This window comes from Amycolatopsis panacis (assembly GCF_003600245.1).
Lineage (GTDB): Bacteria > Actinomycetota > Actinomycetes > Mycobacteriales > Pseudonocardiaceae > Amycolatopsis > Amycolatopsis sulphurea.
Map to the genome: position 1 here is coordinate 156,293 of NZ_QZFV01000065.1, position 19,760 is coordinate 176,052.

The following is a 19,760-nucleotide window of genomic DNA, read 5'->3' on the forward strand; positions in this document are numbered from 1 at the left end:
GATCGGCGGGCAGGTACATTGCGCATCGGCGGAGAAGCGGGTGAGGTGGATCACGCCCGGCGGCGGGAGCCCGTCGGCCGACGAACCAAGGCGGAAGGATGGGCCGGATGAGCGCGTTCACTCTGGCGGACCGTTACCAGCGCGAGACGGGCACGGTCTATCTGACCGGGGTGCAGGCGCTGGTCCGGATGGTGCTGGACCGGATGCGCCACGACCGCCGCGGCGGGGGCGAGCCGGCCGCGTTCGTGTCCGGCTATGAGGGTTCCCCGCTCGCCGGGTTCGATCTGGAACTGGCCCGGCACGCCAAGCTGCTCGGCGAACACGCGATCGTGCACCAGCCGGGCGTGAACGAGGAATTGGGCGCGACCGCGGTGATGGGCAGCCAGCTCGCCGCCCGCGCCGGGACGCTGCGCCCGGACGGGGTGACCGGCTTCTGGTACGGCAAGGCACCCGGTCTCGACCGGGCGACCGACGCGCTGCGGCACGCGAACCTGGCGGGCACCGACCCACGGGGCGGCGCGGTCGCGCTGGTCGGCGACGACCCGAACGCGAAGTCCTCGACTGTGCCGTGCGCGTCCGAACACGCGCTCGCCGATCTCGCGATGCCGGTGTTCTTCCCCGCCGATTCACAGGACGTGCTCGACTATGGCAGGCACGCGGTGGAGCTGTCGCGCGCCAGCGGCGTGTGGACCGCGATGAAGATGGTCGCGAACGTCGCCGATGCGGGCGGCACCGCGCTGGTCGATCCCGAGTGGACCGCCCCGGAGCTGCCCGAGGGCGCCTACCGGCACCGGCCGAGCAGCCGGTTGCTCGGCCCTGAGCTGGCCACCCTCGAACACAGCCTGCACCGGGTCCGGCTGCCGCTGGCGCTGGAGTACGTGCGGGCCGGCGGGGTCAACCGGATCGTCGCCTCCGGGCGGGCCGACCGGATCGGCGTGATCGCCTCCGGGAAGTCCTATCTGGACCTGCGACAGGCACTGCGGATGCTTGGCCTCGGCGAGGCCGAGCTGGCCCGCTACGGCATCCGGCTGCTCAAGCTCGGCGTGGTGCACCCGGTGGAACCATCGATCGTGACCGAGTTCGCCCGGGGCCTGGACGAGATCGTGGTGGTGGAGGAGAAACGCGCGGTGGTGGAGCCCGCGGTCAAGGAGATCCTCTACGGCCGTCCGGACGCGCCCCAGGTGCACGGCAAGTCCGGGCCGGACGGGCGGCTGCTGTTCACCGAACTCGGCGAACTCGACCCGGATGGTATCGCGGCCGGCTTGGCCAGGCGGTTCTCCGCGCACGGCGACCTGGAGCCGGTCAGCGCCTGGCGGGCGCGGCGCCGGCGGGAACGCATCTCGGTCCCGCTGCTTTCGCGCACGCCGTACTTCTGCTCCGGCTGCCCGCACAACTCTTCGACGAAGGTGCCCGACGGCACGGTCGTCGGCGCCGGGATCGGCTGCCACACCATGTCCCTGTTCATGGAGCCGGATCAGGTCGGCGACGTCATCGGCCTGACCCAGATGGGCGGCGAGGGCGCGCAGTGGATCGGCATGGCGCCGTTCGTGGAAACCCCGCACCTGACCCAGAACGTCGGGGACGGCACGTTCATGCACTCCGGCAGCCTCGCCGTGCGTGCCGCGGTCGCGGCCGGCGTGGACATCACCTACAAGCTGCTCTACAACTCCGCGGTCGCGATGACCGGCGGGCAGGACGCGGTCGGCGGGCTGCCGGTGGAGCAGGTCGCCGCGCTGCTGCTGGTCGAGGGCGCGGCGAAGGTCGTGATCACTTCGGACGCCCCGCGCCGGCTGCGTCGGCGGGCGCTGCCTCGTGGCGTCGAGGTCCGTGACCGGACGGAATTGCTGCGTACGCAAGAGGAACTGGCCAAGGTCAAGGGCGTCACGGTGCTCATCCACGATCAGGAGTGCGCGGCGGAGAAGCGCCGGAAACGCCGTCGTGGCAAGCAGGAGACCCCGGCGAAGAAGGTGTTCATCAACGAGCGGGTCTGTGAAGGCTGCGGCGACTGCGGGACGAAGTCGAACTGCCTCTCGGTCCAGCCGGTGCAGACCGAATTCGGCCGCAAGACCCAGATCCACCAGGCGTCCTGCAACGTCGACTACTCCTGCCTGCACGGGGACTGCCCGTCGTTCCTCACCGTGGTGCCGACCGGGAGGGTGCGTCGCCGCGACGTCGCGCCGCTGGCCGCCGAGGTCCTGCCGGAGCCGGCCCGCGCGGAGGGCGACGCCGCAGTCCGCATCACCGGGATCGGCGGGACCGGTGTGGTCACCGTGGCGCAGATCCTTGCGGTGGCGGCGGTAGTGGACGGCAAGCGCGTACGCACCCTCGACCAGACCGGACTCGCCCAAAAGGGCGGCGCGGTGGTGTCCGACGTGAAGATCACCGACGGCGAGGTGGAGCAGGCGGCGAAGCTCGCCGCCGGGGAGTGCGACCTCTACCTCGCCTGTGATCCGCTGGTCGGCGCCGATCCGGCCTACCTCGGCGTGGCCGACGCGGACCACACGGTGGCGGTGGTGTCCACTTCGGAGGTGCCGACCGGACGGATGGTCGTCGACACCGCGGTGTCCTTCCCGGAGCAGTCGAGCATCCGGGCCGCCCTCGACGACGCGACCGCCGCCCGGCACTACCTCGACGCGCGCGGGCTGGCCGGGCAGCTGTTCGGCGACGACCAGCCGGCCAACCTGCTGCAGCTGGGCGCGGCCTACCAGACCGGGGCGCTGCCGGTGTCCGCGGAAAGCCTGGAGCAGGCCATCACTCTCAACGGCACCGCGGTCGAGATGAACCTGCAGGCCTTCCGCCGCGGCCGCCAGGCGGTCGCCGATCCAGACCGGCTCGCCGCCGACCTCGCGCCCGAGGTGCCCGCCGTCCCCGGCCCGTCCGGTGACGCGGTCCGCCGGGTGCGGGCGCTCGTGCACTCGGGACCGGACACGGAGCTGGGCCGGGTGCTCGACGTGCGGGTGCCCGACCTGATCGCCTACCAGAACGAGCGCTACGCGCGGGAGTACGCGGACTTCGTCGAGCTGGTGCGCACCCGCGCCGGCGCGGTGGTCGCCGAGGCGGTGGCGCGCAACCTGTACAAGCTGATGGCCTACAAGGACGAGTACGAGGTCGCCCGGTTGTCCCTGGATCCGGCACTGATCGCCGAGATCGAAGCGGAATTCGGTGTCGGGTCGACGTTCTCCTACCAGCTGCACCCGCCGGTGCTGCGTGCGCTCGGGATGGACCGCAAGCTCAGCCTCGGCAGCCGGAGTTTCCGTCCGGTGCTGCGGGTGCTGCGCTCCGGCCGGGCGCTGCGCGGTACGCCGTTCGACCTGTTCGGCCGGGCGAAACTCCGGCGGCTCGAACGCGAGCTGATCGGGGAGTACCGCGAAGTCGTGACGCGGGCGCTGGAACTGGCCCCGGGCGAGGAGGAGCGGCTCGCCGAACTGGCCGGGCTGCCGGATCTCGTGCGTGGGTACGAGGAACTCAAGGTCGAGAACGTGGCCGCCTACCGCGGGCGCCAGGCCGAGCTGCTGACCGGGCTGGCCGGGGGCACCGAACCCGCCGAAGCGGTGCGCAGCGCCTGAACCGGCTCCGCATGGTTCACACCAACGGGTGGTTTCCGGCGTCCCTCTTCGCGGGGGCGCCGGGATCCCCCGATCGGCTGGCCCGGCCAGGCCCGGAGATGGCCCGCCGGATGCGATCCTGTGACCAGGAAATTCGCCGGAAATCCCCTAATCCCCCTAATCGGGGAGAGGGGCGAGTCCCCTAGTGTTGCGGCCTCCCGGCCCGGGCCACCCCCCGATGGCGCGCCCCGATCGCGGGCCTATCTTCGATCGCGAGCCGGCCCGATCGTCGGCTCGTCCGTTTTTCTCGGACTCCCCGATCCAGTGGTCAGTACAGGAGAGAACCAACTATGGGCCCGGTGCAGACGCTGCACGATTTCGCACTGAACCTGCTGAACGACCCGCAGTCGGCGGCGGCCTACCAGGCCGACCCGCAGGGTGTGCTGAACAGCGCCGGTCTGGCCGGGGTGAGCCCCGCGGACGTGCAGGACATCATGCCGCTGGTGACCGACCTGGCGCCCGCCGCCGGCTCGGCGCCGTTCGCCGCCGGTGACGTGTCCGGCGTGCTGGACCAGGTCGGCGACGCCGCCCCGCGGATGCAGGAACTGGCGCAGGAGGCGGGCTCGGCCGCCGGTCCGCTCGACCTGAGCGGCGTGTTCGGCGCGGTCAGCCACCTCACGGAGGAGACCGGCCTCAACACCCTCACCCACGGCGTGCTCGACGAGGTCTCGCACCTGGTCGACGGCGTCGCGGCGGCGACCAGCGGTGTCCCGATCGTCGGCCCGCTGCTCGACGCGGGCGCGGTCGACCTGCAGAACACCGTCAGCGCGGTGGGCGACCACCTCTTCGACGGCAAGCTCGTGGGCTCGGCGGTCGACGCGGTCACCAACCACCTCGGCGACGCCGCCCTGTGGAAGGCCGCCGTGCACGAGTCCGGTCAGCTGCCGCTCGTCGGCGGCCTGGCCGGCCCGCTGGTCGAGGGCGTCCGCGAGACCGGTTCCGGCCTGCTCGGCTCGGTCAACTCGGCGGTCGGCTCCACCCCGGTGGGCGTGCACACCTACGACCCCGCCCGTGCGGACCTCCCGCAGACCGGCGACCTCCCCGGCGGGGTGTCCCAGACCGTTTCGAACGCCGTGGGCAACCTGCCGGACGCCGTCCTCCAGTCGACGGGTGAGCTGCCCGGCACGCTGACCCACGCCGCGGGCGTTGCCCCGGCGGCAGACGGCACCGTCCCGGTGGGCAACCTGGCCGGCACGCTGAGCGGCTCGCTGACCGACGCCACGACCGACACGGCCCCGAGGGGCGACCTGTCCTCGGCCGGTGACCTGACCGGCACGCTGGACCACGCGGTCCCGGCTGCCGACGCCGCCTCGGCGGTTCCGGCGCTGCCCGCGGCCCCGGCCGTCCCGGCGCTGCCCGCCACCTCGTCCCTGCCGGACGCCGGTTCGCTGACTCACACGATCGAGGGCGCCACCGCGCAGGCCCCGGTCGTGTCGCAGGCGACCGAGCACGTGCTGGCGGCCGCGCACGACACCACCGAGACCGTGACGTCGCACTCGTTCGGCGACTACCTCGGCGACGCGCACACCGCGGGCATCCTGCACAGCGACGTCCAGACCGTGGTGACCGACGAAACGGACCTGATCCAGACCCTGGGGACGCACACCGCGGACAGCTCGGTGGATGGTCTTCACCTCGGGCACTGACTTCAGTGCCGGCCTACGGGCCCGGACCGCTTCGCCGGTCCGGGCCCGTGGTGTGTCCGGGGTGGAGGGTGGTGGACCTTCCTGTGCGGTAGGGCTATTGCGTCTGTCGGGAGTGTATTCTCTTACCCTGCAACGAATGTTCCGCTTCGCTGTGCACATTCCCTTACCTGGCAAGCGTTCTTGCGGGGAGGCCAGCTCTGCTGGGCTCGACCGTGGCTTCTTCGGCTGTCGCGTGGGTTCGTGATCATCCAGCACTCCGGGGGGTGCGCAATCGACCCGGACTCGTTCCGCGACAACGGTTTCCCCGGCCGCGCCGGACAAACCCCGAAGTGACCACCCCTATCGCCGGACCGCCGAAACCAGCCCCGGCCCGTACCCCGGCGGCAGGTCCCGGTTGACCTCCGCCAGCCTGCCCGCCACCGTCTGGCACGGCGCACAGCCGGTCACGTGCCGGGTGAGTGTCGCGGCTCGCCGGTCGGGCAGGCCGCCGCGCAGCCAGGCGCCCATCCGGCGGCGGATTTCCTGGCACTGCGGCAATTCCGCTTCCGGGACCTGCACCTGCAGGTACGCCTGCCGCAGGCCTTCGCGGGCGCGGCGGGCCAGCACGGTGACCCCGTTCGGCGAGACGCCCAGCAGTGGCGCCACTTCCGACGGGCTGTCGCCTTCCGCGGTGGTGCGCCACAGGACTGTCCGCCAGCGGCCGGGCAAAGTCTGGTAGGCCGACCACATCAGGTGATCCACCGAACGCGTGACCACGACGTCCTCGATGCCCTGCTCCGCGGTGGCCATCTCCGGCACCGTCGCGTACAGGTCCACCCGGCGGTCGTTCTTCGCCCACCGGGCGAGCAGGTTCCGCATGGTCGCGACGAGGTAGGCGGACGCGTTCGCCTCCGGGCCGCCGCCGGCCGCGACCGTGCTCAGCACCCGGGCGAACGCCTCGGCGACCAGATCCTCCCGCTCGGCGGGCTGGCGCACCCAGCCGCCCGCGATCCCGCGCAGCATCGTCACGTGCCGCCGGAACAGCTCCCCGCCCGCCTGGCGATCGCCCGCCCGCACCGCGCCGAGCAGTTCCGCGTCGGTCCGGGCCGCGTAGCCCTCGGCATCCGTGGCCACGTTTCCGTTCACGGGGTGACCTCCTGCCCGGCCGGCCTACGGTTCGTCACGTGTTCCGCACTGAAAGTAAGCGGTACAGTAGTGTACTCGATATCCGGTGCGGGTTGTGTGAACCAATCGCCGACTGAAGGCGTCGCAGGTGAGCGAGTGTCACGGCCAGGTCGAGTGCCCGCCCCGGCGTTTCCGCACGAGCTTCCCGGTATCCGGAGGGAACCCGTGCTTGGCGAGGCGGACCTCGGCGAACTCGTCGGCGCTGGTCAGCGTGAGGAACATGCTCAGCGCAAGGCACATCAGCAGGGCCGCGACCACCACCTTGGCCGGCAGCGGGGTCAGCAGGGTGAGCACGAAGAACGCCGCGACCAGCCACGGCAGCGCGATCGCGAAGATCTGGAAAGCCGCCCGCAGCAACCAGGTTCCGGTGGTCGTGTCGTGCAGCACCCACTCGCGGTAGTCGTCGGGAAGGCGGCCACCGTAGACGTAGCGCAGCCAGCGCACCGGTCCAGGGCGCTTCATCTTGGGTGAATACCCGGAACGGGCCCGGTCCACCCGTCCGGGCCAGGGAAATTTACAGCCCGGACCCGTCATCCGTTTGGTATACCGATGGCCAGGACTTCTCTGCTCCTCACCGACGTGCGGCCGTGGGCGGCCCCGCGTGGCATCGAGGCCGCGGACTGTCGTCGCCCTCCCGCAGGACGGGGTGATCCGCAGACCCGGCGTGCTCGCCCTGTTCGCGTGCCGCGCCGGGCTTGGTGGTCGCCGGTGGCCGCGCGGTCGTGCGCGACGGAGACTGCTGATCTGAGCGCTGTGACGGAGTGAGGGTGGGGTAGGTCGCCGGTAGCTGCCCACCGGACACGGCGAAGCGCGCGAGACCCTATCCTGACAGCTGTGAACTGGACAGTGGATGTTCCCGTCGACACGCTTCCCGAACTTCCGCCGTTGCCGCCGGAGCTGCGTGCGCGGCTCGACACGGCGTTGGCGCTGCCGGCCGCGCAGCAGCCCGAGTGGCCGGACGCCGAGCTGGCCAAGCGGGTCCGTTCGGTGCTGGAGAGCGTGCCGCCGATCACCGTGCCCGCCGAGATCGACCGGCTGCGGGACCGGCTGGCGATGGTCGCCCGCGGTGAGGCGTTCCTGCTGCAGGGCGGCGACTGCGCGGAGACGTTCGAGTCCAACACCGAACCGCACATCCGGGCGAACCTGCGCACCCTGCTGCAGATGGCGGTGGTGCTGACCTACGGGGCGAGCCTGCCGGTGGTCAAGGTCGGCCGGATCGCCGGGCAGTACGCGAAACCGCGCTCGGCCGCCACCGACGCGCTCGGCCTGCCGGTCTATCGCGGGGACATCATCAACTCGCTGGTGGCCAAGCCGGAGCTGCGGGTGCCGGACCCGGGCCGGATGATCCGCGCGTACGCGAACGCGGGCGCGGCGATGAACCTGGTCCGCGCGCTGACCGGTGCCGGGATGGCCGATCTGCACCAGGTGCACGACTGGAACAAGGACTTCGTGACCTCCTCCCCGGCCGGGGAACGCTACGAGGCGCTGGCCGGCGAGATCGACCGCGGCCTGCGGTTCATGAACGCCTGCGGGGTCACCGACACCTCCCTGCACTCCACGGAGATCTTCGCCAGCCACGAGGCGCTGCTGCTGGACTACGAGCGCGCGATGCTGCGGATGGACAACGCCGACGCGGCGAATCCCAAGCTGTACAACCTTTCCTCGCACTTCCTGTGGATCGGCGAGCGCACCCGCCAGCTGGACGGCGCGCACATCGCGTTCGCCGAGCTGCTGAGCAACCCGATCGGGCTCAAGATCGGCCCCACCACCACGCCCGAGCAGGCGCTGGAGTACGTGGAGCGGCTCGACCCGCGCGGCGAACCGGGCCGGCTGACGCTGATCTCCCGGATGGGCAACGGCAAGGTCCGCGACGTGCTCCCGGCGATCGTGGAGAAGGTCGAGGCTTCCGGGCACAAGGTCATCTGGCAGTGCGACCCGATGCACGGCAACACCCACGAGGCCTCCACCGGCTACAAGACCCGCCACTTCGACCGGATCGTCGACGAGGTGCAGGGCTTTTTCGAGGTGCACCACCAGCTCGGCAGCTATCCGGGCGGGATCCACGTCGAACTCACCGGCGAGGACGTCACCGAATGCCTCGGCGGGGCACAGGAGATCTCCGACGTGGACCTCGCGGGCCGCTACGAGACCGCCTGCGATCCGCGGCTCAACACCCAGCAGTCCCTCGAACTGGCCTTCCTCGTCGCGGAGATGCTGCGCGGCTGAGCGATCACCCGGTGTGCACCAGTTCCGCCGCGGACTTGGCCACCGCGTCCCGCAGCGCGCCGAGGTCGGGGACCGCGTCCGCGTTCGCCTGAAGTCCTATGTGGACGGTGTCGCGATACGGTGCGACCGCGATGCCGACCGCCTGCCGCGGAGCAAGTGGCACGAACGGGTGGACGTGGACCAGAGGGGCGCCATCGAGGGTGAGGCGGGGCGCGGGCACGGGTACGCTCGTGATCACGAGGTCGAAGAGCAGGGGCGCGGCCATTCCGGCGGTGCGGGTGCCCAGGCGATGCAGCAGGGTGGGCACCCGCTCGGCCAGGAGCGGGAACGCTCCGGCGCCGCGGTGTGGACCGGCCGCCTTGTTGCGGGCCATCGCCGTGCGGATCCGGTGCAGCCGGCGTACCGGATCGTCCAGGCCCACCGGAAGTTCGCACAGGTACCCGGACAGCTTGTTGCCCCCCGTCTGCTCCGCGGCGCGCCCGCGCACGCTGACCGGGACCAGCGCCCGCAGGGTCCGGTCGTCGGCGCGGACGCCGCGGTTGAGCAGCCAGGTGCGTAGTGCTCCGGAGAGGATGGCGAGCACCACGTCGTGGGTGGTGCCGCCGTGCGCACGGCGAATGCGGCGCAGGTCGGTGAGGGGCAGCTGGGCGAACCCGAGCCTGCGCCCCGCGGTGGCAGGTGCGATCACCGGCGACTGCGGAGGCCGCGCGGCCCGGACCACCGATGAGGCGATGGTGGCCGTTTCCAGCGTCTGGCGGAGGGTGTCGAGCGGAGAGCGGGGGCGGGGCGGGCGAGGGATGGGCTGGGTGGGTTTCGGGGTGTCGCGGCGGTGGTCGTGTGATGGGGATTGGTGCGGGGCGGGGTGGTTGGTGGCGTGCGGTGGGTGCGGGGTGGGGTGGTTGCTGACGGGTTCTCGGGTGTGGTGGTGGGTGTCCTGTGATGGGTGCGAGCGCGGTGTGGGGCGGTGGCTGGTGGCGGGCTCCGAGGTGGCGTGACCTGCGTCGTGCGGTGGGTGCGGGGTGAGGTGGTTGCTGGTGGGTTCTGGGGTGGTGTGATGTGCGTCGTGTGGTGGGCGCGGTCGCGGTGTGGCGGGGCTGGCGGTGGGTTCCGGGATGTCGTGACGTGCGTCGTGTGGTGGATGCGGGTGTGCGGCCGCGCTCTCGGTGGGTTCCGGGGTGCCGTGGTGTGCGTCGAGTGGTGGGCGCGGTCGCGGCGTGGAGCGGCCAGTGTCGGGTTCCGGGGTGCTGCTGAGCGCGCCGTGCGGCGGATGGGGCGTGGGGAGGTGGTTCTTGCGAGGTTCTGGGATGTCGAGTGGTGTGCCTGGGGCGGGGTGGTCGGTATCAGGTTCGGCGGTGTCGAGTGGTCGATTCGGGTGCGGGACGGGGGGATTGCCGCTGGGTTCAGGGGCGGTGCGGAGAGCATTGAGTGGCGGGCGCTGCTGTGCGGCCGGGTGGTCGTCGCCGGGTTCAGAGGCGTCGCGGAGTGCGCCGGGCGGTGGGCTCGGGATGTGGTGGCTCACGTTGGGCTCGGAAGCACCGCGGACCACGCCGAGCGTCAGGCTCGGATGCGAGGCGGCGTGGTCGTCGCCGGATCCGGAAGTCTCGTGAAGCACGTCGAACGAAGGACTCGGGCGCGAAATGGGGTGATTCCTGCCGGATTCCGCACCCTCGTGGCGGTCGCCCTGCGGGGAACGCGGTGTGCGGCGGTGTGCGGCGGAGTGGTTCTCGTCGAGCAGCCCGACGCCGATCGCGTAGGCGCCCGCGCCGTCGGTGAGGGCGTGGTGCAGTTTGAGCAGCACGGCGAAACCGTTGCCCGGCAGCCCGGTCGCCACCGTCAGGCTCCACAGTGGACGGTCCGGGTCGAGGGGTTCGGCAATCCACCAGGAGGCGAACTCCGGCAGCGGGTCGGGTTCGTACAGCGTGCTGAGCCGGTGGTGGTGGACGTGGTGCGCGGCCGAGAAATCCGGGTCGTCCACCCAGGCGGCGGCGCCCGGCGGGAACAGTGTGCTCCGGGTTTTCCTTCGCAGCTCGGGGATTCTCGCCGCGCGCCGGGTGAGCAGGGCGACCAGCCGGTCCGGATCGGCGGGCTCGGCGGGGGCGAACGTGAGCACGGCGCCCAGGTGCATGGGCGCGGTTTCGCTGCCCAGGCACAGGAACGCGACGTCGAGCGAGCTGAGCGGCGTGGGCGTCATGAGTCCTCCTGCGGCGGGAAACGGCAGAAGGCCCACGACACCACCCGGACATGACGGGACGATGGTCGGCATGTTTCGCGGGTGCTAACTGCCACGGGTTCACTCATCCGGGGCAGCAGCCCGCGGAGTGCGCTGCGGCAGTTGCCGCAGTGCCGGTCCGAAACCCCCTGCCGAGCCCGCGATCTGGCGCATCGCGACCCCGTTTCCCGGTCGCCGCGGCAGCCCCGGCCACAGCTCGCCGGCCTCGTTCGCGGCGGCACGGATGCGGGCGCCGTCGAACCCGTTGTGCGTCTCCGGGATCCCACGTTCGAGCCACTGCACGATGATCTCCATCTGCCCGTCGGACGGCAGCGGCCACACGAAAATCCGGTGCTCCTGGTGGAACTGGGTGCCGCCACCGCTCTGCACCCGCAGCACCGGCTCGTCCGGCTGCCCCGCGGTGGGCACCGAGATGCTCTCCGAACTGGCCCGGCTGCCATCCGGGAACGACACCCCGACCAGCAGCGAACGGTAATCCGGCACCCGCCGGTGCGCGATCGGCGGCCCGCCCTCCATGGCGTCGCGCGAGTACACGCCGAGCACCAGCGTCATCGCCTCCGGCCACACCTCCACCGCCCGCAACGCCACGATGGCGCGTTCGGCCCGCCCCAGCGGCACCGCCCACGGCAGCAACGCCGGCACGATGTGGTCACTCGGCGGCCCGATCCACGGCCGCTCCTCGTACCCGAACAACTCCTGCTCCCGCACCGGAAACAGCGGACGCTCGCGAGAACCGTCACCGAAGAAGCTCATCGGCGGCCGCGCCGGACCCCGCGGGCTGTGAAGGGAACCTTCACGGCCTCTGAGTCCGTGAAGGCTCCCTTCACGGACTTCGCCAGGGCATGCCGAGAGGGAGGTTCATCCGGCACAAGAGGCCCGTTCGTCACCAGCGGCTCCTTCGCCGCACCATCGCCGGTCGCCGGCATACCAAGGGTCGCAAACTCATCACTCACCGTAGCGGTTGTTGTGGTCCCTGTCGCGGCAGCCCCGGCCGGCGCGGGAGCCGCCGGAGCCCCGCCCGTCCCAGGGTGCCGGGGCGGCGCCTGGGCAGGCAGGTACAGGCCCTTCGGGGTCACCATGCGGCTACGGTACCCAGACACCCCCGTGGTCGCGATGCTTTCCCGGGGCTCGACCGGGTGCCATCACGCCGAGCCACCGCGGCGGGGAGGAACGGCTCAGTCACCCCAGCCGCGGATGTGCACCTTCGTGCCCTTCGCGACGAGCGTGCCGGGTTGCGGATCCTGCTGCAGGACGAAGCCGAAGCCACCATGGCCGCCGTTTCCATTGCCGTTGCCGCCGCCCTTGCGATCGACGTCGAGGCCCGCGTCCTTGAGGATCTGCGCCGCCTCGTCGAACGGCTTGAACCGCACGTCGGGCACCTGCACGGAATTGGACACCCAGACCTTCACCTGCTTGGTGCCCGGTGAGTTCGCCGCCGGGTCGGTGCGGGTGACACTGCCCAGGGGGACCGTCTGCGAGACCTCTTCGCCGCCGTCCACCGGAGTGAAGCCGTACTGGCGCAGCAGGGTGAACGCCTCGTCCTTCGGGCGTCCGGTGACGTCCGGCACCGGTGGCAACGGCTCCGGCCCCTTGGACAGCACGAGCGTCACCGCGCTGCCGATGTCGACTGCTGTACCGGCTGTGGGGTTCACGCTCAGCACACTGCCTTCTGGCGCTGTGTCGCTGTACTCCGGCGTACCCTGCGTGACGGTCAGCTGCTGGCCTTGGATCGCCTTCGTCGCTTCGCCGAGCGAAGCGCCGACGCGGACGTCGGGCACCTTCGGCCGGCCCTTCGACACCACCACGGACACCGTGGCGTTCTGGTCGAGTTTCGTGCCCTCCGCAGGGCTCGTCTTGATCACCGTGTTGGCCGGCACGGTGTTGCTGAACTCCTGGCTGTAGCGCGGGTTGAGTTGCGCCGCGCGCAGTGCGTCGCCCGCGGCGGCCTGGGTGAGCCCGACAAGCCGCGGCACGTTCGACGTGGTCGACCCGGAATCGGTGAGCATGAACGCGAACCCGCCGATCAGCCCGCCCAGCACGAGCACCCCGGCGACCACCAGAGCGATCAGCTTCCCGCGGCTGCGCCGCTTCGGCTCCTCCGGCGGCTCTTTCCTCGGCGCCGGAGGCACGGGCGGCGGTGGCACTGGCGGCGCTCCCGCAGGAACCGCCCTGGTCAGCGCACGGGTGCCGCGCGGACCGGACACCGGCATCGTCTCCGCGACGGACGGGATGCGCGGCAGCGTCTGCTCGGTGTCGGAGACGTGGCCGGCGTCCGGCGGCGGTGGCACGGGCACCGTGGCCGGTTCGATGCCCAACTGGGCGCGGACGGCCTGCAGCTCGGTGAGGAATTCCCCGGCGTCGGCCGGGCGCAGCTCCGGATCACGCCGGGTGGCGCGCACGATCAGTTCGTCGAGCGCGGCCGGCAGATCGGGCCGCAGCTCGCCCGGACGCGGCACGTCGTCGTTCACGTGCCGGTAGGCGACCGAAAGCGCGGTGTCGCCGACATAGGGCACACGGCCGGTCAGCATCTCGTACAGCAGGATGCCGGTGGCGTACACGTCGCCGCGCGCGGTGGTGGCGCCCGTGCCCACCTGTTCCGGCGAGAGATAGGCGACCGTGCCGAGGATGACGCTGGAGCTGGTGGTGCCCGCGCTGGCGACCGCACGCACGAGGCCGAAATCGCCGACCTTCACCACTCCGCCGCCGACCTGACCGCTGCGGCCGATGAGCACGTTCTCCGGCTTCACGTCGCGGTGCACCAGCCCGGCCGCGTGCGCCGCGGCCAGCGCGGACAGCACCGGCTCGGCCACGGCGAACGCGAGCGCCACGTCGAGCCTGCCTTGCTCGGCCAGCAGATCACGCAGGGTGCCGCCCTGGACCAGCTCCATCACCAGGAACGCCAGGCCCGCATCGGGATCGGCCGGGGTGGCGAAGCCCTGATCGTGCACCGATACCACATTCGGGTGATGCAGCTGGGCGGCCGATCGCGCTTCGCGCACGAACCGGTCGACGAACGACCGGTCGTCGGCGAACCGCGGGTCCATGATCTTGATGGCCACCGGCCGGTCGAGCCGGGTGTCCAGCCCCCGGTAGACGGCGGACATCCCACCCTTGGCCAGCAGCCGGTCCACGCGGTAGCGGCCGTCCAGCAGAGTGCCGACGAGAAGCGGATCCGTGCGTGTCACGGTGGGCAATCGTACGGAAAGCCTGCGCCCGTGGGTGGGTCACCCAGGCGTACCAGTGGGGAACCCGGCCGGATGTGGCACAGTGTCACATGTGAGTGGGATACCTGTCGCCGACGACGTCCTCGACCCCGCGGTCGCGGTCCTGCCGCTGCCGGAGGTGGCCGCCGCACTGGGGATCTCCGCGAACAAGGTGCGCCAGCTCCTGCGCGACGGCCACCTGATCGCGGTGCGGCGGGACGGCGAACTGTGCGTACCGGGCGATTTCTTCGTCTCCGGTGGGGTGGTCAAGGGCCTGGCCGGCACGATCACCGTGCTCGCCGACTCCGGCTTCACCCGGACCGAGATGCTGCGCTGGCTGTTCACCGCGGACGAGACGCTGCCGGGCACCACCCCGATCAACGCCCTGCGCACCAGTCACGGCACCGAGGTTAAGCGGCGCGCCCAGGCCATGGCCTTCTGACCACGGTCACGGAGCGTGCGGACACCGGCGCCGCGTGACCGATCCGTGCCGCCTAACTCCGGCGGAGCCACCCGGCGCACAGCGCGGGGAGCGCGACCGTGAGCCGCCGCCGGAGGCCGACCACCGCGCGGCGGTCGAGCACGTCGTAGTCCATCGCCTCGATCTCGTCCAGGATGCCCTCGTACAGCGTCATCGAGGTCCGCACGCAGGGTCGGGATTCCGGGCGCAGCAAACGAATTCCGGCCTCGGCACGGCGGTAGACGGCGCGCGTGCGCGACACCGTGAAGGCGAGCGCGGCCCGCACCCGCGGGTCCGGCCGTCCGGCGCGGCGGGCCGCCTGCAGGATCTCCCGGTCCACTCCGAAGGCGGCCAGTTCGCCGGCCGGCAGATACAGCCTTCCGCGGTCGAGGTCTTCCCCGATGTCCCGCAGGAAATTGGTCATCTGGAACGCTTCGCCCAGCGCGGCCGCTCCAGGCTCGGCCTCGGCGAGCGGGCCGACGGTGCCGAACACCGGCAGCATCTGCAGCCCGATCACGCCCGCGGAGCCGTGGATGTACTCGGCGAGGTCGGCGTACGTGGCGTACTCGGTGACGGTGAGGTCCATCCGCATCGAGTGCAGGAATGCGTCCACCAGCGTCCGCTCGATGCGGTAGCGGCGCACTGTGTCCGCCATGGCGCGTAGTACGGGCTCGGCCGGCTCGCCCCCGCCGTAGACCTCGTCGACGAAGTCGCCCACCTTGTCCAGTGCCACGGCCGGGTCGACGCCGGGTTCGGGGTTGTCGACCAGTTCGTCGGCCATGCGCGCGAAGCCGTACAGCGCGTGCGCGGCCGGCCGGGCACGCGCCGGAAGCAGCCGGGTGGCGAGGAAGAACGTACGGCCGTAGTGGGCGTTGATGCGTCGGCATTCGAGGTAGGCGGCCCGCAGGCCGGGATCGGTGATGCCGGCGGCATCCAGCTCGGTCACCGTCCGGTGATCCTTTCCGCGGCGAGACGTCCGGAGATGAGTACCGGCGGGATGCCGACGCCGGGCGTGGTGCCGCAGCCGGCGAGCACCACGTTGCCCGCCGCGCGTACCAGGTTGGCGGGACGGAACGGGCCGGTCTGGGCGAAGGTATGCGCGAGAGAGAACGGCGTGCCCGCGGCGAGCCCACGGGCCGCCCAGTCCGCCGGGGTGAGCTGTTCGTCCACAGTGAACTCTTCGGCGAACCCGGTGAGCCCACGGGCTTCAAGCGTGCGAAGGAGTTCTTCGCGATAGGCGGGGCCGATGCTCGCCCAGTCCTGGCGGCCGGTGCGCAGGTTCGGCGTGGGAGCGAGCACGGAGACGATCTCGCCGCCTTCCCCGGCGAGCGACGGCTCCGTCGCGGTCGGCCGGGTCACCAGCAGCGACGGGTCGCTCATCAGCGTGCCCTCGCGGACTATCTCGGCGAAGGTCCGATGCCAGGCTTCGCCGAAGAAGATCGTGTGGTGCTCCAGCTCCGGCCAGGAACGGCGTGCGTGCCCGTGCAATACGAAGGCCGAAGGCGAGTACCGCAGTGGCAGCACACGGCGGGGGCGCGCGCCGAGCAAGCGGTACGCGGCCGACAGCTCCGTCGCGAGCACCACGGCGTCACAGGCCATGCGTTCGCCCGCGCGCGTGCGTACGGCGCGTACGCGGGACGAAACCCGCTCCAGCCACGCAGCTTCGGTACCGAACCGCAGTTCGCCGCCCGCGCGCGTCACGGCGTCGGCCATCGCGCGGGCGATGGCGCCCATACCGCCGCGTGGGTGGTAAACGCCGCCGACAGTGTCCATGTACGCAATCACGCCGTACGCGCCCAAAGCGCGCGCAGGTTCGAGACCTGCGTACAACGCCTGGAACGAGAAGAGCCGTTGAAGGCGTTCGTCGCGAAGGAACTTCGCCACGCGCGGGCCGAGACGTCCGAAGCCGCCCAACGCGGCGAGCTTCACCAGTTCCGGCCGGACGAGATCAAACGGCGAGTCGAAGTTGGTGCCGATAAAGCGGTCCTTCTGCACTGCGTACAGCGCGGTGAGCCACTGTCGCAGCTTCCGGTACCGCAGCGCTTCGGCCGGACCGGCGAACGCGCGGATCTCGGCTTCCATCGCTTCGCCATCCGTACGCAGCGCGAGCGTGCTGCCGTCGGCGAACCGGGCGCGGTAAGCCGGATCAAGGCGAGTGAGCGGCACGGTGTCCGCGAGCGATTCGCCCACCGCGTGCAATGCCTCGTCCACCAGCTCCGGCATGGTCAGCACGCTGGCACCGGTGTCCACCGCGTTCGCGCCGAAATCCTGCTGCCCGGCCCGGCCACCGGGCGTCTTGTGCTGCTCCAGCAGCGTGACCCGGCGCCCCGCGCCGAGCAGGTGCAGCGCAGCCGACAGCCCGGCCAGCCCCGCACCCACGACCACCACATGGTCGGCGTACGTGCCGACAGTCCGCATCACGAGGTCCGTTGCGTGGCCAGCCGGATCAGCTCGGCCAACACCGACGGCGCAGGCTCGGCCAGGTGCGCGCGCTCCAGCGCGTCCGCCGCGGACGTGGTCAGCTCGTCGATCCGGCGCTCCACCGCAGCCACCGCGCCCACGGACGTGAGCGCCTCGCGTACGCGGTCCACCGCCGCGCCGGCGAGGTCCGTGGCGCCGATCGCGTCCGCGATGACCCGCGCCGCCGCGTCGTCGCCCCGCTCGGCCGCCAGCTGCAGGCCCAGCGCCACAAGCAGGGTGCGTTTGCCCTCGCGCAGATCGTCGCCCGCGGGCTTCCCGGTGACCGACGGGTCGCCGAACACGCCGAGCAGGTCGTCACGCAGCTGGAAAGCCACGCCGACCTCGCCGCCGAACTCCAGGAGGGTGGTGATCAGCTCCTCGCCGGCACCGGCGAGGGCGGCACCGAGGTGCAGGGGGCGCTGCACGGTGTACGCGGCGGTCTTCAGCCTGTCGATCCGCAGAGCGGCTTCGGGGGAGGCGTCGCCCACTGCCTGCGTACGCACGTCGAGGTACTGCCCGGCGAGCACTTCGGTACGCATCGCGCGCCAGGCCGGCCGCGCCGCAGCGAGCGTGGCTGCGGGCAGCGGAGCTTCGGCGAACATGTCGTCGGCCCACGCGAGCGCGAGATCCCCGACCAGCACCGCGCTGGCCAGGCCGAACGTCGCGGGCGAGCCGAGCCAGCCGTGGTCGGCGTGCAGCTTCGCGGACGCGACGTGCACCGTCGGGTTGCCGCGGCGGGAGTCGGAGGAGTCGATGAGGTCGTCGTGGATCAGCGCGCAGGCCTGGATCAGTTCCAGGCTCGACACCACCTGCAGCGCGCCCTCGGCGGCCGGCCCGGTGGCCGCGCCGCCCGCACCGCGCCAGCCCCACCAGGCGAACGTCGGCCGGATCCGCTTGCCGCCGCCCAGCACGAAGCCGGACAGCGCGTCGATCCCGGCCGCCACGCTCGGTTCGGTGCGCACGATCTGCTCGCGCGCGTGGCCGAGGAAGGCGGCCAGCGCGCGCTCCACGTGCGCGGGGAGATCGGCGTCGAATCCGTCCATACCGCCATCCTCACCGACGCCGGTGCTCGTGCTCGCGGCGGGTGGCCCCGGATGTGGTGAACCAGACGTGCTCACGCACTCCAGAACGCACCGGTGAGCCCGGCGGACGCGAAGTACCCGGCGGCCGCCTCCGGACCGCGCGGCCGGTAGCCAGGGGCCAGGCAGCCGGTGTACCAGTCCTTGGCCAGATGCCACAGCGCGGGCAGGCCGAGCAGCTCACCCGAACTGTCCACACAGGACTCATCGCAGTACAGCCGCTGGTTCGCGCGCTGTCCGGCCAGCCGGGCGGGGGAGGCCGGGAAGCAGGCGACCCGCGGCCCGTCCGGCGGCGGCCGGTCGCGGCGCACGACCAGCGCGGACGGCTCGCCGCAGCCGGGACAGCGGGTGGCCACCAGCACCTCGGGCTCCTCCGGCACCACGTGCGGGATCGCGAACGAGTCCCACGCGCAGCCGCCCCACCACAGCGTGTGCTCGCCCATCACGGCGAACCCGAGCGGGACCGCGGCGAACGGCGCGGCCAGCGCGACGTGCTCCCGCTCGTCGAGCCACAGCCAGTGCGGGTCGGCCATCCGGTGCAGCGCCTGCTTGGCCACCGCGAGCGAACCGTGCGCGGCGTCCGCCAGCTCCGCGGCGGTGGGCGGAGCGCCACGGGTGGCGAAGGCCTGGTACACCGCCAGCCGCACGTCCTCGTCCCAGGCCAGGTCGTCTTCGCTGCTCACCGGCGGCTCCTTCCGGAGGCTCCCGGACCCGACGGTACGCCCGCGCGGGAGGCCGGGCCATGTGCCGGATCTGCCGGGCTTCGAGGCGAGCTACTACCATTTCACGGTATGACGTCGGTGATCGAGCGGCTGCAGGGGGACGCGCCCCCGTTCTCCATCGAGTTCTTCCCGCCCCGGGACGAGGCGGACGAGGCCGTGCTGTGGCGCTCGATCCGGGAACTGGAGCCGCTGGACCCGGCGTACATGTCGATCACCTACGGCGCCGGCGGGTCCAGCCGGGACGGCACCATCCGCAGCATCGCCCGCGTGGCCACCGAGACCACGCTGTGCCCGATGGCGCACCTGACCGCGGTCGACCATTCGGTGGCCGAACTGCGGAACGTGATCGGCTGGTACGCCGCGGTCGGCGTGCGCAACATCCTCGCCTTGCGCGGCGACCCGCCCGGCGATGTCTACGGCGACTGGGTCCCGCACCCCGAAGGCCTCACCTACGCCGAGGAACTGGTCGAGCTGGTCCGCTCGCTCGGCGACTTCTGCGTGGGCGTGTCCGCGTTCCCCTATGGCCACCCGCGCTCGGCCGACCTGGAGACCGACACCAAGTACCTGGTCCGGAAATTCCGCGCGGGCGCGGACTTCGCCATCGCGCAGCTGTTCTTCGAGGCCGAGGATTTCCTGCGGCTGCGCGACCGGGTGGCCGCGGCCGGCTGCGACGCGCTGGTGCTGCCCGGCATCATGCCGCTGACCACGCCGCGGACCCTGCGCACCACCATCAAGCTCTCTGGCACGAGGGCGTCTCAGCGGCTGCTGGACCGGCTCGAACCGCTGTCGGACGACCCGAAGGCGTTTCGCGCCGCGGGGCTGGACGCGGTCACCGAAATGTGCGAGAAGCTGCTCGCCGAGGGCGTGCCCGACCTGCACTTCTACACGTTCAACCGGGCGAAGGCCACGCGTGAGGTGGTGACCCGGCTGGGACTCGTCCCCGCGCGGGCCTGATCGGGTGCCCC

13 protein-coding genes and 2 pseudogenes are annotated in these 19,760 nt (G+C 71.8%); 5 read left to right on the forward strand and 10 right to left on the reverse strand.

The features are described 5' to 3' along the window. Positions 1 to 107: 107 nt before the first annotated feature. On the forward strand, positions 108 to 3,566 hold the full coding sequence (locus D5S19_RS07730) for an indolepyruvate ferredoxin oxidoreductase family protein (protein ID WP_120022625.1): 3,459 nt from the start codon (positions 108 to 110) through the stop codon (positions 3,564 to 3,566). Between the two features lie 329 nt (positions 3,567 to 3,895). Further along, positions 3,896 to 5,251, forward strand: a complete 1,356-nt coding sequence (locus D5S19_RS07735) for an IniB N-terminal domain-containing protein (protein WP_120022626.1) — start codon at positions 3,896 to 3,898, stop codon at positions 5,249 to 5,251. A gap of 339 nt (positions 5,252 to 5,590) precedes the next feature. On the opposite strand, the gene D5S19_RS07740 is transcribed toward D5S19_RS07735, so the two are convergent. Together D5S19_RS07740 and D5S19_RS07745 are read right to left on the reverse strand one after the other, a co-directional pair. Then, a complete protein-coding gene (locus D5S19_RS07740) occupies positions 5,591 to 6,376 on the reverse strand; it encodes a sigma-70 family RNA polymerase sigma factor (RefSeq protein ID WP_233573766.1) in 786 nt (261 codons plus the stop codon). 138 nt (positions 6,377 to 6,514) lie between these two features. Then, positions 6,515 to 6,877, reverse strand: a complete 363-nt coding sequence (locus D5S19_RS07745; RefSeq protein ID WP_120022627.1) for a DUF5313 family protein — start codon at positions 6,875 to 6,877, stop codon at positions 6,515 to 6,517. A gap of 372 nt (positions 6,878 to 7,249) precedes the next feature. Between D5S19_RS07745 and D5S19_RS07750 the strand changes: the two genes are divergently transcribed. Beyond that, positions 7,250 to 8,641 carry a class II 3-deoxy-7-phosphoheptulonate synthase gene (locus D5S19_RS07750; protein WP_199730390.1) on the forward strand — a complete coding sequence of 464 codons (1,392 nt, stop codon included), beginning with the start codon at positions 7,250 to 7,252 and terminating at the stop codon, positions 8,639 to 8,641. 4 nt (positions 8,642 to 8,645) lie between these two features. On the opposite strand, the pseudogene D5S19_RS34075 reads toward D5S19_RS07750, so the two are convergent. The 4 genes and pseudogenes from D5S19_RS34075 to pknB all read right to left on the reverse strand — a co-directional run. Next, positions 8,646 to 9,431: pseudogene (locus tag D5S19_RS34075) on the reverse strand (WS/DGAT domain-containing protein); the annotation flags it as partial. An 840-nt stretch (positions 9,432 to 10,271) separates the two neighbouring features. After that, positions 10,272 to 10,904 (reverse strand): annotated as a pseudogene (locus D5S19_RS07760) (wax ester/triacylglycerol synthase domain-containing protein); the annotation flags it as partial. 27 nt (positions 10,905 to 10,931) lie between these two features. Further along, complete coding sequence (locus D5S19_RS07765; RefSeq protein WP_407641728.1) at positions 10,932 to 11,579, reverse strand: hypothetical protein; 648 nt, start codon at positions 11,577 to 11,579, stop codon at positions 10,932 to 10,934. Positions 11,580 to 12,046: 467 nt separating this feature from the next. Further along, the gene (pknB, locus tag D5S19_RS07770) at positions 12,047 to 14,056 is read right to left on the reverse strand and encodes a Stk1 family PASTA domain-containing Ser/Thr kinase (RefSeq protein WP_120022629.1); all 2,010 of its coding nucleotides are present in this window, start codon (positions 14,054 to 14,056) and stop codon (positions 12,047 to 12,049) included. A 91-nt stretch (positions 14,057 to 14,147) separates the two neighbouring features. Here pknB and D5S19_RS07775 point away from each other — a divergent pair, with 91 nt between their 5' ends. Beyond that, entirely contained in the window at positions 14,148 to 14,516 is a 369-nt protein-coding gene (locus D5S19_RS07775; RefSeq protein ID WP_120022630.1) for an Rv2175c family DNA-binding protein, read from the forward strand. Positions 14,517 to 14,568: 52 nt separating this feature from the next. Here the strand turns inward: D5S19_RS07775 and D5S19_RS07780 are convergent, their stop codons facing one another. The 4 genes from D5S19_RS07780 to merB form a co-directional block, all read right to left on the reverse strand. Beyond that, positions 14,569 to 15,480, reverse strand: a complete 912-nt coding sequence (locus tag D5S19_RS07780) for a phytoene/squalene synthase family protein (RefSeq protein WP_120022631.1) — start codon at positions 15,478 to 15,480, stop codon at positions 14,569 to 14,571. After that, positions 15,477 to 16,952 carry a phytoene desaturase family protein gene (gene crtI / locus D5S19_RS07785; protein ID WP_120022632.1) on the reverse strand — a complete coding sequence of 492 codons (1,476 nt, stop codon included), beginning with the start codon at positions 16,950 to 16,952 and terminating at the stop codon, positions 15,477 to 15,479. Before crtI ends, D5S19_RS07780 begins: the two co-directional genes overlap by 4 nt. Then, positions 16,952 to 18,037 carry a polyprenyl synthetase family protein gene (locus D5S19_RS07790; RefSeq protein ID WP_120022633.1) on the reverse strand — a complete coding sequence of 362 codons (1,086 nt, stop codon included), beginning with the start codon at positions 18,035 to 18,037 and terminating at the stop codon, positions 16,952 to 16,954. Before D5S19_RS07790 ends, crtI begins: the two co-directional genes overlap by 1 nt. A gap of 71 nt (positions 18,038 to 18,108) precedes the next feature. Then, positions 18,109 to 18,756 carry an organomercurial lyase gene (gene merB / locus D5S19_RS07795; protein WP_120022634.1) on the reverse strand — a complete coding sequence of 216 codons (648 nt, stop codon included), beginning with the start codon at positions 18,754 to 18,756 and terminating at the stop codon, positions 18,109 to 18,111. Between the two features lie 108 nt (positions 18,757 to 18,864). On the opposite strand from merB, the gene D5S19_RS07800 reads away from it, so the two are divergent. Then, on the forward strand, positions 18,865 to 19,749 hold the full coding sequence (locus D5S19_RS07800; protein WP_120022635.1) for a methylenetetrahydrofolate reductase: 885 nt from the start codon (positions 18,865 to 18,867) through the stop codon (positions 19,747 to 19,749). Positions 19,750 to 19,760 lie beyond the last annotated feature (11 nt).